Source organism: Ruegeria sp. BI12 (assembly GCF_056537985.1).
In genome coordinates, this window is sequence record NZ_JBQFSL010000001.1 from 1,829,566 (window position 1) to 1,843,342 (window position 13,777).

The 13,777-nt window shown below is 56.8% G+C and carries 19 protein-coding genes and 1 tRNA gene; 12 read left to right on the forward strand and 8 right to left on the reverse strand.

The genetic code is table 11. The features are described from left to right. Positions 1-17: 17 nt before the first annotated feature. From ACR0AK_RS09315 to nthA, 5 genes are all read right to left on the reverse strand, one after another. Positions 18-260: a DUF2842 domain-containing protein gene (locus tag ACR0AK_RS09315; protein WP_480793109.1), complete on the reverse strand. Its 243-nt coding sequence runs from the start codon at positions 258-260 to the stop codon at positions 18-20. Further along, positions 260-1,552, reverse strand: a complete 1,293-nt coding sequence (locus ACR0AK_RS09320; protein WP_480793110.1) for an adenylosuccinate synthase — start codon at positions 1,550-1,552, stop codon at positions 260-262. Before ACR0AK_RS09320 ends, ACR0AK_RS09315 begins: the two co-directional genes overlap by 1 nt. 99 nt (positions 1,553-1,651) lie before the next feature. Further along, entirely contained in the window at positions 1,652-1,987 is a 336-nt protein-coding gene (locus tag ACR0AK_RS09325; protein ID WP_480793111.1) for a nitrile hydratase accessory protein, read from the reverse strand. After that, entirely contained in the window at positions 1,984-2,661 is a 678-nt protein-coding gene (gene nthB / locus ACR0AK_RS09330) for a nitrile hydratase subunit beta (protein ID WP_480793112.1), read from the reverse strand. Before nthB ends, ACR0AK_RS09325 begins: the two co-directional genes overlap by 4 nt. Continuing rightward, positions 2,658-3,272 (reverse strand): nitrile hydratase subunit alpha, encoded by a 615-nt coding sequence (nthA, locus tag ACR0AK_RS09335; RefSeq protein WP_480793113.1) that lies wholly within the window; start codon positions 3,270-3,272, stop codon positions 2,658-2,660. Before nthA ends, nthB begins: the two co-directional genes overlap by 4 nt. A 150-nt stretch (positions 3,273-3,422) precedes the next feature. Here nthA and secG point away from each other — a divergent pair, with 150 nt between their 5' ends. The 11 genes from secG (at position 3,423) to ACR0AK_RS09390 (ending at position 12,310) form a co-directional block, all read left to right on the forward strand. Further along, a complete protein-coding gene (secG, locus tag ACR0AK_RS09340; RefSeq protein ID WP_170412006.1) occupies positions 3,423-3,788 on the forward strand; it encodes a preprotein translocase subunit SecG in 366 nt (121 codons plus the stop codon). A gap of 158 nt (positions 3,789-3,946) precedes the next feature. Further along, the gene (locus ACR0AK_RS09345; protein WP_170558037.1) at positions 3,947-5,590 is read left to right on the forward strand and encodes a CTP synthase; all 1,644 of its coding nucleotides are present in this window, start codon (positions 3,947-3,949) and stop codon (positions 5,588-5,590) included. A 123-nt stretch (positions 5,591-5,713) separates the two neighbouring features. Beyond that, on the forward strand, positions 5,714-6,196 hold the full coding sequence (locus ACR0AK_RS09350) for a bacterioferritin (RefSeq protein WP_480793114.1): 483 nt from the start codon (positions 5,714-5,716) through the stop codon (positions 6,194-6,196). A gap of 160 nt (positions 6,197-6,356) precedes the next feature. Beyond that, positions 6,357-7,133, forward strand: a complete 777-nt coding sequence (locus tag ACR0AK_RS09355) for an isocitrate lyase/PEP mutase family protein (RefSeq protein ID WP_170558039.1) — start codon at positions 6,357-6,359, stop codon at positions 7,131-7,133. A gap of 114 nt (positions 7,134-7,247) precedes the next feature. After that, positions 7,248-7,697: a tellurite resistance TerB family protein gene (locus ACR0AK_RS09360; protein WP_170558040.1), complete on the forward strand. Its 450-nt coding sequence runs from the start codon at positions 7,248-7,250 to the stop codon at positions 7,695-7,697. 20 nt (positions 7,698-7,717) lie between these two features. Beyond that, positions 7,718-8,155: a tellurite resistance TerB family protein gene (locus tag ACR0AK_RS09365; protein WP_480793115.1), complete on the forward strand. Its 438-nt coding sequence runs from the start codon at positions 7,718-7,720 to the stop codon at positions 8,153-8,155. 5 nt (positions 8,156-8,160) lie between these two features. Continuing rightward, positions 8,161-8,904 carry a phosphate/phosphite/phosphonate ABC transporter substrate-binding protein gene (locus ACR0AK_RS09370; protein WP_480793654.1) on the forward strand — a complete coding sequence of 248 codons (744 nt, stop codon included), beginning with the start codon at positions 8,161-8,163 and terminating at the stop codon, positions 8,902-8,904. Positions 8,905-9,029: 125 nt separating this feature from the next. After that, positions 9,030-9,806, forward strand: a complete 777-nt coding sequence (locus ACR0AK_RS09375; RefSeq protein WP_480793116.1) for an ABC transporter ATP-binding protein — start codon at positions 9,030-9,032, stop codon at positions 9,804-9,806. A 31-nt stretch (positions 9,807-9,837) separates the two neighbouring features. Next, the gene (locus ACR0AK_RS09380) at positions 9,838-10,551 is read left to right on the forward strand and encodes a transporter substrate-binding domain-containing protein (RefSeq protein ID WP_170558045.1); all 714 of its coding nucleotides are present in this window, start codon (positions 9,838-9,840) and stop codon (positions 10,549-10,551) included. A gap of 68 nt (positions 10,552-10,619) precedes the next feature. Next, positions 10,620-11,507 carry an ABC transporter permease gene (locus ACR0AK_RS09385; RefSeq protein WP_480793655.1) on the forward strand — a complete coding sequence of 296 codons (888 nt, stop codon included), beginning with the start codon at positions 10,620-10,622 and terminating at the stop codon, positions 11,505-11,507. Continuing rightward, a complete protein-coding gene (locus ACR0AK_RS09390) occupies positions 11,504-12,310 on the forward strand; it encodes an ABC transporter permease (protein ID WP_480793117.1) in 807 nt (268 codons plus the stop codon). The genes ACR0AK_RS09385 and ACR0AK_RS09390 overlap by 4 nt, the downstream gene beginning before the upstream one ends. A 92-nt stretch (positions 12,311-12,402) precedes the next feature. Here ACR0AK_RS09390 and ACR0AK_RS09395 read toward each other — a convergent pair. Next, positions 12,403-12,479, reverse strand: a tRNA-His gene (locus ACR0AK_RS09395). A gap of 47 nt (positions 12,480-12,526) precedes the next feature. Continuing rightward, a complete protein-coding gene (locus ACR0AK_RS09400) occupies positions 12,527-13,009 on the reverse strand; it encodes an N-acetyltransferase family protein (RefSeq protein WP_480793118.1) in 483 nt (160 codons plus the stop codon). 77 nt (positions 13,010-13,086) lie between these two features. On the opposite strand from ACR0AK_RS09400, the gene ACR0AK_RS09405 reads away from it, so the two are divergent. Next, complete coding sequence (locus ACR0AK_RS09405; protein ID WP_170558051.1) at positions 13,087-13,275, forward strand: DUF6324 family protein; 189 nt, start codon at positions 13,087-13,089, stop codon at positions 13,273-13,275. Positions 13,276-13,279: 4 nt separating this feature from the next. On the opposite strand, the gene ACR0AK_RS09410 is transcribed toward ACR0AK_RS09405, so the two are convergent. Further along, positions 13,280-13,711 carry an MmcB family DNA repair protein gene (locus ACR0AK_RS09410; protein WP_170558053.1) on the reverse strand — a complete coding sequence of 144 codons (432 nt, stop codon included), beginning with the start codon at positions 13,709-13,711 and terminating at the stop codon, positions 13,280-13,282. Positions 13,712-13,777: the final 66 nt, after the last annotated feature.

Here is a 13,777-nt window from a genome sequence, read left to right on the forward strand (position 1 = left end):
GTAAGAAATGCGCCCTCTCAGTCTTGCGACTGATCCGGATCCGCCTGTCCAACGCCCTTGAACACGAATTTGAAGGGCAAGGCCCAAACGATGCCCAGACCGATATAGACCAGTAGTTCAAGCCAGATCGGTGGTCGATCGAGCCAATTCACAACCGTCACCACTGCGACGATGTAGAGCGGCAACCCAATCAGTAAAAGCGCCAGAGACCAACGGCGGCGCGCCTTATAGCTGAGGCCTTGTTTCTGCTCTTCCGCCATCAGTCTGCAAACGGATCTGTCACCAGAATGGTGTCATCCCGCTCCGGGCTGGTGGACAAAAGGGCGACGGGGCATTCGATCAGCTCTTCCACGCGGCGCACATATTTGATCGCATTGGCAGGCAGATCCGCCCAGCTGCGCGCACCCTCGGTGGATTCGCTCCAACCCGGCATTTCTTCGTAGATCGGCTTGCAACGCGCCTGCTGATCCGCCGCAGTTGGAAGATAATCCAGACGTTCGCCATCCAGATCATAGCCGACGCAGATTTTCAGGGTCTCGAAACCGTCCAGAACGTCCAGCTTGGTCAGCGAGATACCGTTCACGCCGCTGGTCGCGCAGGTCTGGCGCACAAGGCAGGCATCAAACCAACCACAGCGCCGCTTACGGCCTGTGGTGGTTCCAAACTCGTGTCCACGCTCACCAAGACGCTGGCCATCGTCATCATCCAGCTCGGTCGGGAACGGCCCCTCACCCACCCGGGTGGTATAGGCTTTGACGATGCCCAGAACAAAATCGATCGAACCCGGGCCGATGCCAACCCCGGTAGATGCCTGACCAGCGATTACGTTGGACGAGGTCACAAAAGGGTAAGTGCCGAAATCAATATCCAGCAACGCCCCCTGCGCGCCTTCGAACAGGATACGCTTACCCGCCTTGCGCTTTTCGTTCAGCACTTTCCAGACCGGTGCTGCGAAGGGCAGAATCTGGGGTGCGATCTCTTTCAGCTGAACGATCAGAGCATTACGGTCAATCGGTTCCAGCCCAAGGCCGTTTCGCAGAGCATTGTGGTGAACCAAGGCGCGATCCACTCGCAATTCCAGTGTCGCATCATCAGCCAGATCAGCCACCCGGATCACGCGGCGGCCAACCTTGTCCTCGTAACACGGTCCAATGCCGCGGCCGGTCGTCCCGATTTTCGCAACCGAGTTTTGGCTTTCACGCGCCCGATCCAGTTCGCCATGGAACGGCAGGATCAACGGCGTATTCTCAGCAATCATCAGATTTTCAGGGGTGATGTCGACACCCTGAGCCTGAATGGTTCCGATCTCTTTGATCAGATGCCACGGATCCAGAACCACGCCGTTGCCGATAACGCTCAGCTTGCCACCGCGTACAACGCCAGACGGCAGCGCGTGCAGCTTGTAGACCTCACCATCTATGACCAGTGTATGACCAGCGTTATGTCCGCCTTGAAAGCGTGCAATCACGTCTGCCCGTTCGCTGAGCCAGTCGACGATCTTGCCTTTTCCTTCGTCACCCCACTGGGCGCCGACAACAACCACATTGGCCATATCAGGTCCTTTTGCGCTGAGTTATCAAACTCGGCTCGTATAACGGGGGGAATGCGGTAGGGAAACCGGTAATTCGACGCAGTCGAGCAGTTCCAGTGCTTACTCGTCGGTAAGTCGCACCGGATCGCCGTGCGGGGTTGTCAAATACGCGTCTTCCCATGCGTTTCGCAGCCGGTTTACGGCGTCGGGTGTCGCAGTCCCCTGCTCAGCCAGTAACGTCTCGAGCGTTTCCAGCCACGCGAAAAAGTAATCGTCCCCGCCGTTCAACTCACGATCCAGACCGTGGCGTTTCAGGGTGTCCGAGAACCGCGCGGCCCATTCCGGCCAGTCGAACCGTCCGGCCTCGTTTAAAGCAACCGTCACAGCAAAGACCTGAGCGTGCCAGGGCTCCGCAAAGGCTGGTTCGGGGGCAGTATGAGTTATGCAGTCGCTCATGCTGGTTCCAGATAGCTTTGCCAAAGATCCAAAACGACTTCATCTTGCGGGTGTTCGGGATTGGCCCAAAGCTCGGATGCCGGAAAAACCACGGCGTAAAGCGGCTCGGGGGCGTCTCCCAACTTATGAGCACTAGAGTCCGGCAGCACATGCGTTCCGTGCATCATAAGGATTCGCCCTTTTGCCCCGGTGGCGTACATGGGCAAACGTGTATGCCCGCCGTCCACAAAGCGGTTCGCGGCTTGACGGGCGGTCACAACTTTTTGCCCCGGCTCAAATTTCACCCGCACATTTGAAGGGCGATCCGCAGGCCCGCCGCTGGCCAACACTTTTGCAACCGCGTCAGACTTCAACACGCGGCTTGCCAGGGGGTGTTTGTCGCCTTCTGTCTCGCCGCGCAGATCCTCATCTGTCAGCACGCCTGTTTCGACAAGAAGGTCCGCAAGCCCCGAAATCCACTTTTCGTAATAGGAAAATCGGGCGTAATCCTTGGGCGACAGCCTTTCGCGCGCGTGTCGGGACACATCAATATTCCACTGCCCAAGCGATCCCGCTGCCAGTGTTACGGCCAATGCCCTTCCATGCCAGTCTTCGGCAAAGACCGGCGCATCTTCGGGTTCAGGGTGCACAGGCCCATCGCCAAAGCGCCCGCCCATATCGTGAACTCGGGTCATGATGGCTCCTTTGGCAAACCGGTTCCAATCATGCTGTCGCGTGTGACAAGCGCCACCAATTCGTCTTCGCTCAGGCCATCCGAACCCAAAGGGCGCATTGGAAGTACAAGGTATCGCACCTCGGCCGTCGAATCCCAAACACGAACCGATGACGTTGTGGGCAAGGTCACCCCAAACTCTGCCAGCACCTTGCGGGGCTCACGTACTGCCCGCGCGCGATAGGCATCGGATTTATACCAACCCGGCGGAATCCCAAGCAGCGGCCACGGGTAACAGCTGCACAGGGTGCAAACGATCATGTTGTGCTGTTCGGGCGTGTTTTCGACGACAACCATGTGCTCGCCCTGACGCCCGTAAAAACCCAGATCAGCGACCACCGAAGTGGCATCTTTCAGCAACTCGGTTTTGAATTCCGGATCAACCCAGGCTTTGGCGACGACGCGTGCGCCGTTCTGAGGACCAATCTTGTTCTGATAGGTATCAATGATCTCATCCAATGCCGCAGGATCAATCAGACCCTTGCGCGTTAGAATCGTTTCCAGCGCCTTTACGCGAAGTGCAGGATCGGGCGGCAAAAGGGCGTGCGGGTGGTCGTGATCGTCATGTGGCATGGCCGCAGCCTGCGCGAGTTACAACCTTGCTGTCCAGTCCCTTTGCCGTGATCTGAAACATCACCGATCTTGATGCCAACTCCTCCCTTGCCCCCGCTGGCAAACTTGCATAGATACCACGCGATACACGCCACGCTGTACAGGAACACCATGGAAAACGTCGTTCTCATCATCCACCTCCTCCTGGCCCTGGGCCTGATTGCCGTTGTTCTGATGCAGCGGTCCGAAGGCGGTGGCCTTGGCATGGGTGGCGGTGGTGGCGGAGCCATGACCGGACGCGCAGCAGCGACCGCTCTGGGCAAGGTGACGTGGATCCTGGCTGCATGTTTCATCGTGACATCAATCACGCTGACCATTTTGGCCGCACAGAAATCCTCGGGCAGCTCGGTAATCGACCGTTTGGGCGTTCCTGCGCCGGCACCGACCGAGGAAAGCACACCGGCGGTTCCGTCAGCTGACGATCTGCTGCCTCCGGCAGAGGGCGACAACGCGCCGCTGATCCCACAGGCCAACTGATCCACAAAACCTAGAAACTTGAAAGAGGACTGCAACAGCATCTTGCGGTTCTCTTGCGCTATGGGCGCGAATCCTTTATATGTGAAGTCCCGTGGTGCAGCGGTTTTTCGGAACCGTCGGGCAGCTGATTTTGACGTCTCACGGGAGCAGCCGAAAACATGGCGCGTTTTATTTTCATCACTGGTGGTGTGGTTTCGTCTTTGGGCAAAGGACTGGCTTCGGCGGCTTTGGGCGCGCTGTTGCAGGCCCGGGGATATTCGGTGCGTTTACGCAAGCTGGACCCCTATCTGAACGTCGATCCGGGTACGATGTCGCCATTTGAACATGGCGAAGTATTCGTAACTGATGACGGAGCCGAAACCGATCTGGACCTTGGCCATTATGAACGGTTTACGGGCGTTGCCGCACGCAAGACCGACTCGGTTAGTTCGGGTCGGATCTATTCCAACGTGCTCGAGAAAGAGCGCCGCGGCGATTACCTCGGCAAAACAATTCAGGTGATCCCTCACGTCACCAACGAGATCAAAGATTTCATCGCCATCGGTGAGGATGAGGTCGATTTCATGCTTTGCGAAATCGGCGGCACCGTCGGCGATATCGAAGGTCTGCCCTTCTTCGAGGCCATCCGCCAGTTCAGTCAGGACAAGCCGCGTGGCCAGTGCCTGTTTATGCACCTGACGCTGCTGCCTTACATCAAAGCCTCCGGTGAGCTGAAAACCAAACCAACCCAACACTCGGTCAAGGAACTGCGTTCGATTGGCCTGGCGCCCGATATTCTGGTTTGCCGCTCGGAAGGCCCGATCCCGACGAAAGAGCGTGAGAAACTTGCTCTGTTCTGTAACGTCCGCCCCGATAGCGTGATCGCAGCGCAGGATTTGTCGACTATCTACGACGCTCCGCTGGCCTATCACCGCGAAGGTCTGGATCAGGCGGTTCTGGACGCGTTCCAGATCAGCCCTGCCCCCAAACCCGATCTTGCCAAGTGGGAGGACGTAAGCGACCGCATCCACAACGCCGAAGGCGAAGTGAAAGTGGCCATCGTCGGAAAGTACACCCAGTTGGAAGATGCCTATAAGTCGATCGCCGAGGCCCTGACACATGGCGGCATGGCCAATCGGGTTCGCGTCAAGGTCGAATGGGTCGACGCCGAGGTGTTCGATACTGAAGACGCTGCCCCTCATCTGGAAGGGTTCCACGCGATCCTTGTCCCCGGCGGATTTGGCGAACGCGGCACCGAAGGCAAGATCAAGGCCGCGCAATACGCACGCGAACACAAGGTTCCCTATCTTGGCATCTGCCTAGGTATGCAGATGGCCGTGATCGAGGCTGCGCGAAACGCGGCGGGGATCACCGAAGCAGGTTCGGAAGAATTCGACCATGAGGCCGGAAAAAAACGTTTTGAACCTGTCGTTTACCACCTGAAAGAGTGGGTCCAGGGCAACCACAAGGTCGAACGTAAGGTCGGTGACGATAAAGGCGGCACAATGCGTTTGGGTGCCTATGACGCGGTTCTGGCCGATGGCTCAAAAGTGGCCGAGGTGTATGGCGGCACCAATATCGAAGAACGCCACCGCCACCGCTATGAGGTGGACATCAAGTATCGCGACAAGCTGGAAAAAGCTGGCCTGAACTTCTCGGGCATGTCGCCCGATGGCCGTCTGCCGGAAATCGTAGAATGGTCGGACCATCCGTGGTTCATCGGCGTACAGTACCATCCGGAACTGAAGTCCAAGCCATTTGATCCACACCCCCTGTTCCGCGACTTTGTCCGCGCAGCGAAAGACACCTCGCGCCTCGTTTAATTGGTGTCTGTGTCGGACTGTCACCCCGCATTGTCTTGCGGGGTGTAACTGCCTAACTATTTGAACAAGCAGGTCCACCTGCGGTGCGCCTTAGATGCAGTTCAAAGATTTAGGAGATTTCAGATGAGCAACGCGACAACGATAACAAACCTCCAACAAGCGCTTCACATGGAAATGACCGCAGCGCATCAATACCAGCTGCATTCGCATGTACTGAACGATTGGGGTTTGGACATACTGGCCGAGAAGATGCGCGGCGAGATGCAGGAAGAGTTGGGGCACTCGGATGCTTATATCGAACGCATCCTGTTCCTAGGGGCCAAACCAGAGCTTGAGCTCCAGAAAAGTCCCAAGGCGGCGGACAGTCTCGAAGAGATGTTTACCGCGGACCTGAAGGATGAAATGGAAGCCATCGATTTCTACACCCAAGCTGCAGCACAAGCGGCCGAGGCTGGTGACGTCGGAACCAGAACCCTGTTTGAGCGAATATTGCTGGAGGAAGAAGGCCACAAGGCGTGGCTGGAGACCGAGTTGTCGCTGCTCAAGCGACTGGGTGAGCCGGCGTTCAGCGCCCGATACGTGTCGAGCACAGCCGGCGAAGACTGATTCCTCAACAACTGATTTCATAACGTCGCGAAAACCGGGCCAACAAACGTTGGCCCTTTTTCATTCGTCACCGCAAAGTGACGGCGTTCAGTAAGAAAACACTACTCGGGTGAAGTTCCTCATGGTTACTGTGGGGCAAATAACGACAGGAGTGGCCGAAATGACCGATCAAATCCAACGCGCAGAAACCTTTGCGGCCCTACACAGAAAGGGCGATCCGGTCATCCTCTATAACATCTGGGACGCAGGCAGTGCTGGTGCTGTGCGGGATGCGGGTGCCAAGGCTGTGGCGACCGGCAGCGCGCCAGTGGCAATGGCACAAGGATTTGGCGACGGCCAGAATATCCCATTGGATGTCGCCCTGGACAACGCCCGCCGAATCGTCAGCGCCGTTGATCTTCCTGTCTCATTGGATTTCGAGGGGGCCTATGCCGAGGACGCGGTGGGGGTTATCGCCAATGTCCAGAGCGCGCTTGAGACTGGTGTTGTCGGCTTCAACTTCGAAGACCAGATTGTCGGCACCAAGGACCTGTACGATATCGAAACCCAAGCGGCCCGCGTTAGCGCAATGCGCGAAGGCTGTGACGTTGCTGGAGTCCCCGCATTTATCAACGCCCGAACCGACATCTTCCTGAAGGCTGCGCCGGACACCCACGACGAGGCAATGCTAGACGATGCCATGGCCCGTGCCAAAGCTTACGCCGACGCGGGCGCCAGCGGGTTTTTCGCACCGGGTCTCAAAGACGAAGGCATGATCGCCCGGCTTTGCGATTCGACTGATTTGCCTGTGAACATCATCGCCCTGCCCGGTACTCCGGATACTGCGACGCTTGCAGCGCTGGGTGTTGCCCGGATCAGTTATGGACCAGTGCCGTACCGCCAGATGCTAGGCTGGTTCCAGGAACAGGCGAAACAGGCGCTGCGTTCCGGGGCCTAGCCAGCCAGCGGGCAGATACCGATACAAGCGGATACCGGCAAAGTTGTGACCATTCACGGCTATGACGGGTAGTCAAAGCTTGGCGGCCCACAAAATATGGAATAACCTCGCGGTATGTTGAAAAAATTCCTTCAGGCGTTCCGCCCGCCACAACACGATCATTTGCCTGACCCCGATGCCGAACTGGCCTTGGGTGCTTTGATGGTGCGCGTGGCGCAGGCTGATCGGGACTACAAGCTGGAAGAAATCAGCTTGATCGACCGCATCCTTGCGCGGCTCTACCAGCACAACGCGATTGAAGCCGCCAAGGTCCGTGCCACCTGTGAAAAGTTGCACGCCGCTGCGCCCGACACCGATACGTTCGGCAAGTTGATCCGCGAAACGACGGACCTGCAAGAACGTCTGGCGGCGCTGGATGCCTTGTGGGAAGTCGTTCTCGCCGACGGTAATTCGGACGAAGGTGAAATGAAGATCGTCGAAGAGGCCCGAATTGCCATGGGCCTGAGCTTTAAAGACAGCCAAAATGCGCATGAACGGGTACAAACGCGCTTGGATCAAAAGTAGTCCGCTTCTATATCGATCTTATGTTCAGCGATTTTCTCTCCCGACTCACGCAGCCTCAGCCTGACCCGCTTGCCGATAGCGACGCGCGTCTGGCCCTGACGGCCCTTCTGGTTCGCATCGCCCGGTCCGACAACGATTACGCCGACAGTGAAATGGCACGAATCGATCGGATATCGACGGAACGGTATGGCCTGTCCCCTTTTGAGGCCGCAGCCTTGCGCGCCCGTGCTGAGGATCTTGAAGCCGAAGCCCCCGATACAGTCCGCTTTACCCGCGCTATCAAAGAGGCCGTCGCCTACGACGACCGCCTGGCCGTGGTTCAGGCGATGTGGTCGGTTGCACTGGCTGACGGAAATCGCACAGGCGAAGAAGATTCGCTGCTGCGTCTGGTGGTTAGCCTGTTGGGTGTTAGCGACGTCGATTCTGCCCTTGCTCGGCAAAAGGCAGCCAAATCGTGATTGCTATGCTGGGCATGTACGACATGCCCGCTCTGCAATCTGCCAACGATCGCTTTTGGTCGTTGATTCGGGGACATCTCGGCTTTGGCCCAACGCATCTGACTCGAGACGTCGATTTCTGGGATGTCTGGCACAGCCCTGATCTTGTTTTTTCCCAAACCTGCGGCATGCCTTATCGCACACGTTTGCATGGAAAAGTTCAGCTTGTCGGTACACCGGACTATGGTTTGGCCGGATGCCCGGCGGGCTTCTACCGCTCGATTATCGTTGCCCGAAAAGACGATACCCGAGGTCTGGATCAGCTTGCCAACGGTACTTTTGCCTTCAATGAGGCGCTTTCGCAGTCCGGCTGGGCCGCACCCATGGTCCATCTATCCCGGCATAGCCGCCTTCCAAGTGCCGTGTTGGAAACCGGCGGTCATGACCTTTCGGCAACTGCCGTGAAGGACGGCCGCGCGGATTATGCCGCGCTGGATGCACTGACCTGGGAACTGCTCAAAGAACATTCGAGTTTGGGCGATGAGCTCCGCGAGGTCGCCGCAACCGATCCTTCGCCTGCCCTTCCCTATATCACGGCCAACGGTCAGGATGTGCCCGAGGTTGCACTGGCAGTTCGCACGGCCATCAACGATTTGTCATCCGCAGATCGAAAGCTGCTGCACCTGCGCGGTCTGGTCGCCATTCCGGCGGAGCATTACCTTGCTGTTCCCAACCCCTCCTCCAAGGCTGCCGTTTTGCTCGATCCGTGACCACTTTGGTCAGAACGTCTGGTCAATTTGACAGTTTATAGCCCGTTCCGTGTCATTTGCGCATTGCATTGCACTGAATTTTCAGCCCTAGTACCGCACCAACACCAATAACAACTGGACCACCCGTGACAGATTCCACTCCGGTCATCGAGATCAAGAACCTACACAAGAGCTTTGGCAATCTTGAGGTATTGAAAGGGGTGGACATCACCGCCAGACGCGGCGACGTCGTTTCTCTGATCGGCTCATCAGGATCGGGAAAGTCGACACTTCTGCGTTGCTGCAACCTGTTGGAAGACAGCCAAGAGGGCGAAATCCTATTTAAGGGCGAACCGGTCCGCTGGGCAGGCAATGGGCATAACCGTCGACCAGCTGATCCGAAACAGGTACTGCGCATTCGCACGAACCTTTCGATGGTGTTTCAGCAGTTCAATCTTTGGGCCCACATGACCATCCTTCAAAACGTGATGGAGGCCCCGGTGACTGTTATGGGCCGCGACAAGGCCGAGGTTGAGGATAGCGCCCGCAGGTACCTGGAAAAGGTCGGTATCGGTGACAAGTGCGATGTATACCCGGCGCAATTGTCGGGTGGTCAGCAGCAACGTGCCGCGATTGCGCGTGGCCTGTGCATGGAGCCTCAGGCCCTGTTGTTCGACGAACCCACATCGGCCCTGGATCCCGAACTGGAACAGGAAGTTATCAAGGTAATCAAGGATCTGGCCTCTGAGGGTCGCACCATGATCATCGTGACGCATGACATGAAAATGGCTGCTGATATCTCAAGCCATGTTGTGTTCCTGCATCAAGGCCTTATCGAAGAAGAAGGCCTGCCGGAAGACATCTTTACGACCCCTGAATCCACGCGACTTCAGGGTTTCCTATCCGCCACCATGGCGGCATAAATTCAGGACAGAACCAAATAGGGGAGTAACAATGAAAAAACTGATTCTGACCACAGCAGCACTGGCGCTGGGCGCTGGAATGGCCATGGCGGACACCGTCCGTCTGGGCACCGAAGGTGCTTATGCGCCGTGGAACTTCGTCAACGACGCGGGCGAGATCGACGGATTCGAGCGTGAGCTGGGCGATGAACTGTGCAAGCGCGCCAGCCTGGATTGCGAATGGGTCAAGAACGACTGGGATTCGATCATCCCGAACTTGGTCTCAGGCAACTACGATGCCATCATCGCAGGCATGTCGATCACCGACGAGCGTGACGAAGTCATCGACTTCACCCAAAACTACACGCCGCCGGATCCGTCCGCCTATGTCGCCATGGCAGATGGTGTTGATCTGGCAGGCGGCGTGATCGCTGCACAAACCGGTACCATTCAGGCCGGCTACGTTGCCGATTCCGGCGCAACTCTGGTCGAGTTCGCAAGCCCTGAAGAAACCATTGCTGCCGTGCGCAATGGCGAAGCAGATGCCGTTCTGGCCGACAAATCCTTTCTGGTGCCCTTCACCGAAGACGGCTCGGGCCTGTTGTTTGTCGGTGACGAAGTCCCGCTGGGCGGTGGCGTCGGAATGGGTATCCGCGAATCCGACGGTGATCTGAAGGAAAAGTTCAACGCCGCCATTCAGTCCATGAAGGACGACGGCAGCCTGAACGAGCTGATCACCAAGTGGGAAGTGTCCTCGACCTTCTGATACATTCTGCGGCGCGCCTCCCCTAGGGCGCGCCGCCTCAGAGCCCTTGCCAGTCAAAGAGGCCCGCCATTTTCTCGTTCTGCACTGATCCCGATACGCTCGGCACGTTTCGTTGGTTTGCCTGTTACCTGACCAACGGTGTGCATTGGCTGTTCTACCTGTCCTTCTTCAAAGTCCTGTTGCTACTTGCCATCACCGCGCCGGTTGCCTTGGGATTTGGATTTCTGGGCGCAATGGCGGCCCGGTCACACATCCTGCCGCTATCCTTGATAGGTAAGGGCTATATCGCCATCGTGCGCGGAGTGCCGGATATCGCCTTCTTCATGTTCTTCGTGATCGCGCTGGACCAGGCGTTCGAATGGACCCGTCACAAGATTCTTTGCCCGGAGTGGACCGACCCGATCCGGCAAGGCAATGACTTCATCGTCTGCCAGGCGGCAAAATTGCCGTTGGGAAGCGCACCAGAATGGGTGCACGAGACCTATGGTTTCTTTCTGGCTGTCATCACCTTTTCCATCGTGTTTGGAGCCTTCGCCGCGAACGTCCTGTTTGGCGGCATGCAAGCCGTGCCTCATGCGCAACTGGAAACGGCCGAATCTTACGGTATGACGCGCCGCCAGACCTTTTGGCGCATTCTGGTGCCGCAAATGTGGGTATATGCCCTGCCCGGCCTGTCGAACCTGTGGATGGTACTGATCAAGGCCACTCCGTTGCTGTTCCTGCTGGGTATCGAAGACATCGTCTATTGGGCGCGCGAACTGGGTGCGTTCAAAAACCCGAAATTCACCCAATACCCACATGGCGATTGGCGCATGTGGTACTTCCTTGCTCTGCTTGTCTTCTATCTGGGCATGACCCGCGTCTCGGAAGTCGGGCTTGAAAAGCTGATGCGCCGCTTGTCCCATGGTCAAGCGACCTCGGGCGGAGAGTTGCTGCGGAAGGAGACCACGGCATGAGCTGTATCCAAACTATACAGGACTACGGCCTGCGCTCGATCGGGCTTGGTGAACGTGCAATTCCAAAAGCCGATTTTACTCTGTGCGAACAGTTCACTCTTATCGGCTCAGGCATGATCTGGAATATCTATTTCGGGATCATGGCGCTGATAACTGGCTTCTTTTTGGCCACGGCGCTGGCAGTAGGCAAGGCATCCACTAACAAATGGCTGCGTAAACCGTCCGAGTGGTTCATCTTTCTGTTCCGGGGTTCTCCCCTGTTCATCCAATTCTTCTTTGCCTATTTCTTCTTTCTGTCGCTCAAGCAAAGCTTCCCGCTTCTGGATGCTTTGACTTCTGCGTGGCTGGGTGCGCTGATTGTGCTGTTTTTCAACACAGCAGCCTACTCGGGTGAGATTTTCTATGGCGCGCTGCGATCCATCCCTAAGGGCGATATAGAGGCTGCTGACGCATATGGCATGACCGGCTGGGCGCGCTTCCGGCGCATTATCTGGCCAACCATGCTGCGGCTGGCCTGGCCCGCCTACACCAATGAAGCAATCTTCCTGTTCCACGCCACAACGCTAGTCTTCTTCTCGGCCTTCCCGGTCTGGCAGCAACGGGGCGACGCGCTGTACTACGCGGGTTATTTTGCGGACAAAACATTCAACCCGTTCATCCCCTATCCGATTCTGGCTTTTTATTTCATCCTGCTATCGCTGGCGGTGATCGGCCTGTTCGGGTTGGTAAACAAACGGCTGAACCGCCACCTGCCCACGACCAAGCGCAGCAAAGTGAAGCTGAAACTGAACCTGGCGCGCTGATTTCAGGCGCGCCAGTCGGTTTTCCGTTCTCAACACAACAAGGCACCCAACAGTTCGAACTCTAAGCTGTATCATGGTCGATTTGGGGGAAATGGTACCGCCTCCCTGGCTTGAACAGGGGACCTCTGGATCCACAATCCAGCGCTCTAACCAACTGAGCTAAGGCGGCACTCGTGAGGGGCGATGTACCGAACACGCACTCGGAATGCAAGAGGATTAAAGACGAATTTCCCAGCTTTGTTCGACTAGATCGCAGCCAAAGGAATGAACCTTTTTACTGCCGGTCAATTGCCATCCGGACGCCTTGTAAAGCGCACAGGCAGCCCGATGACTTTCATGGGTCCACAGCGCCATTTCGCTGTAGTCGGCGCTGCGCGCAAACCCCATGCATGTCTCTAGCATGCGCTTACCCAAGCCCTGCCCGCGGGCCTCTGGCATCAGCAGAAACAACCTCAGCTTTGCAGTGTGGTCATCAAGCGCAACGCAAAAGATACTGCCAAGGCGTGCGCCATCCTGCTCGGCGATCCAGCCTCGCTCTCGTGTCGGATCGTGCGCGTCGAGGAATTCCGTCAGTATCCGTTCAACGAGGGGCGCGAAAGTGTCATCGAACCCCTCGTCCCGTTGATAAAGACGGCCATGTTGTTCGACCAACCAGGGCGCATCATCTGGGCGGAAAGGTCTGATCAGAATATCATCCATACCCTACCTGACAGCAAAGGCAGCTTGATTCTCAACCCTTTGCACGCTAGCAGGAATGCTCAGTCCCGGAGGCGAAAATGGGCATCAACACTGAACGTGACATTCAGGCAAACCTTCAGATCGGCCCGACCGACCAGGGCATGGTGCGCCTGTTCATCGAGGCCGATGGCATCGAGGTTCCGATGGACTTCGAACCTGAAGAAGCGGAAGAAATCGCCGAGGAAATCCTCGCTGCCGTGCAAGCCGCCCGGATCGTAAAAGACTGACAATTCAAATTCTTGGATCGCGCAATGCCTGCAACCTGCGGGCTGTATCTGTTGCAAACTTCTGAATCATCTTCTTGCGCCGCGCAGGTGCCAGCTTATCTTCCGGCGCCATTCGAATGATTTCGGCGTCATAGGCATCCGCGATGATCAGACCGGTCTCTACTGGCAACAAATCTGTCGGGAAATCGGTGTCAACGGCCCAGAAAAAGCGGTCGCACCAATCCAGATACCCCTGCCATTTAGAATCCGTCAGATAATCGGCGCGACTGGATTTACACTCAATTACCCATAATTCACCTTTGGGTCCTAGCCCCATTACGTCAACACGCAGACCGCGCGTGGGAACAAATTCCTCAACAGATACAAACCCATGCGTCAGCAAGTGGCGCGAAACCCCGCGGGCCAGTTTTTGTCCGGGCTGTAAATCCAGTGTCATACCCGAAATGTGAACAATTCGTGAACAAAAATCAAGCACCTCAAGGGGCTTGACATGATACCATTT

Excerpts from the sequence above, each read along its gene's own strand:
- ACR0AK_RS09315 (WP_480793109.1), bottom strand. The coding sequence starts at position 260 with ATGGCGGAAGAGCAGAAACAAGGCCTCAGCTATAAGGCGCGCCGCCGT.
- ACR0AK_RS09320 (WP_480793110.1), bottom strand. The coding sequence starts at position 1,552 with ATGGCCAATGTGGTTGTTGTCGGCGCCCAGTGGGGTGACGAAGGAAAA.
- ACR0AK_RS09325 (WP_480793111.1), bottom strand. The coding sequence starts at position 1,987 with ATGAGCGACTGCATAACTCATACTGCCCCCGAACCAGCCTTTGCGGAG.
- nthB (WP_480793112.1), bottom strand. The coding sequence starts at position 2,661 with ATGACCCGAGTTCACGATATGGGCGGGCGCTTTGGCGATGGGCCTGTG.
- nthA (WP_480793113.1), bottom strand. The coding sequence starts at position 3,272 with ATGCCACATGACGATCACGACCACCCGCACGCCCTTTTGCCGCCCGAT.
- secG (WP_170412006.1), top strand. The coding sequence starts at position 3,423 with ATGGAAAACGTCGTTCTCATCATCCACCTCCTCCTGGCCCTGGGCCTG.
- ACR0AK_RS09345 (WP_170558037.1), top strand. The coding sequence starts at position 3,947 with ATGGCGCGTTTTATTTTCATCACTGGTGGTGTGGTTTCGTCTTTGGGC.
- ACR0AK_RS09350 (WP_480793114.1), top strand. The coding sequence starts at position 5,714 with ATGAGCAACGCGACAACGATAACAAACCTCCAACAAGCGCTTCACATG.
- ACR0AK_RS09355 (WP_170558039.1), top strand. The coding sequence starts at position 6,357 with ATGACCGATCAAATCCAACGCGCAGAAACCTTTGCGGCCCTACACAGA.
- ACR0AK_RS09360 (WP_170558040.1), top strand. The coding sequence starts at position 7,248 with ATGTTGAAAAAATTCCTTCAGGCGTTCCGCCCGCCACAACACGATCAT.
- ACR0AK_RS09365 (WP_480793115.1), top strand. The coding sequence starts at position 7,718 with ATGTTCAGCGATTTTCTCTCCCGACTCACGCAGCCTCAGCCTGACCCG.
- ACR0AK_RS09370 (WP_480793654.1), top strand. The coding sequence starts at position 8,161 with ATGCTGGGCATGTACGACATGCCCGCTCTGCAATCTGCCAACGATCGC.
- ACR0AK_RS09380 (WP_170558045.1), top strand. The coding sequence starts at position 9,838 with ATGAAAAAACTGATTCTGACCACAGCAGCACTGGCGCTGGGCGCTGGA.
- ACR0AK_RS09390 (WP_480793117.1), top strand. The coding sequence starts at position 11,504 with ATGAGCTGTATCCAAACTATACAGGACTACGGCCTGCGCTCGATCGGG.
- ACR0AK_RS09400 (WP_480793118.1), bottom strand. The coding sequence starts at position 13,009 with ATGGATGATATTCTGATCAGACCTTTCCGCCCAGATGATGCGCCCTGG.
- ACR0AK_RS09405 (WP_170558051.1), top strand. The coding sequence starts at position 13,087 with ATGGGCATCAACACTGAACGTGACATTCAGGCAAACCTTCAGATCGGC.
- ACR0AK_RS09410 (WP_170558053.1), bottom strand. The coding sequence starts at position 13,711 with ATGACACTGGATTTACAGCCCGGACAAAAACTGGCCCGCGGGGTTTCG.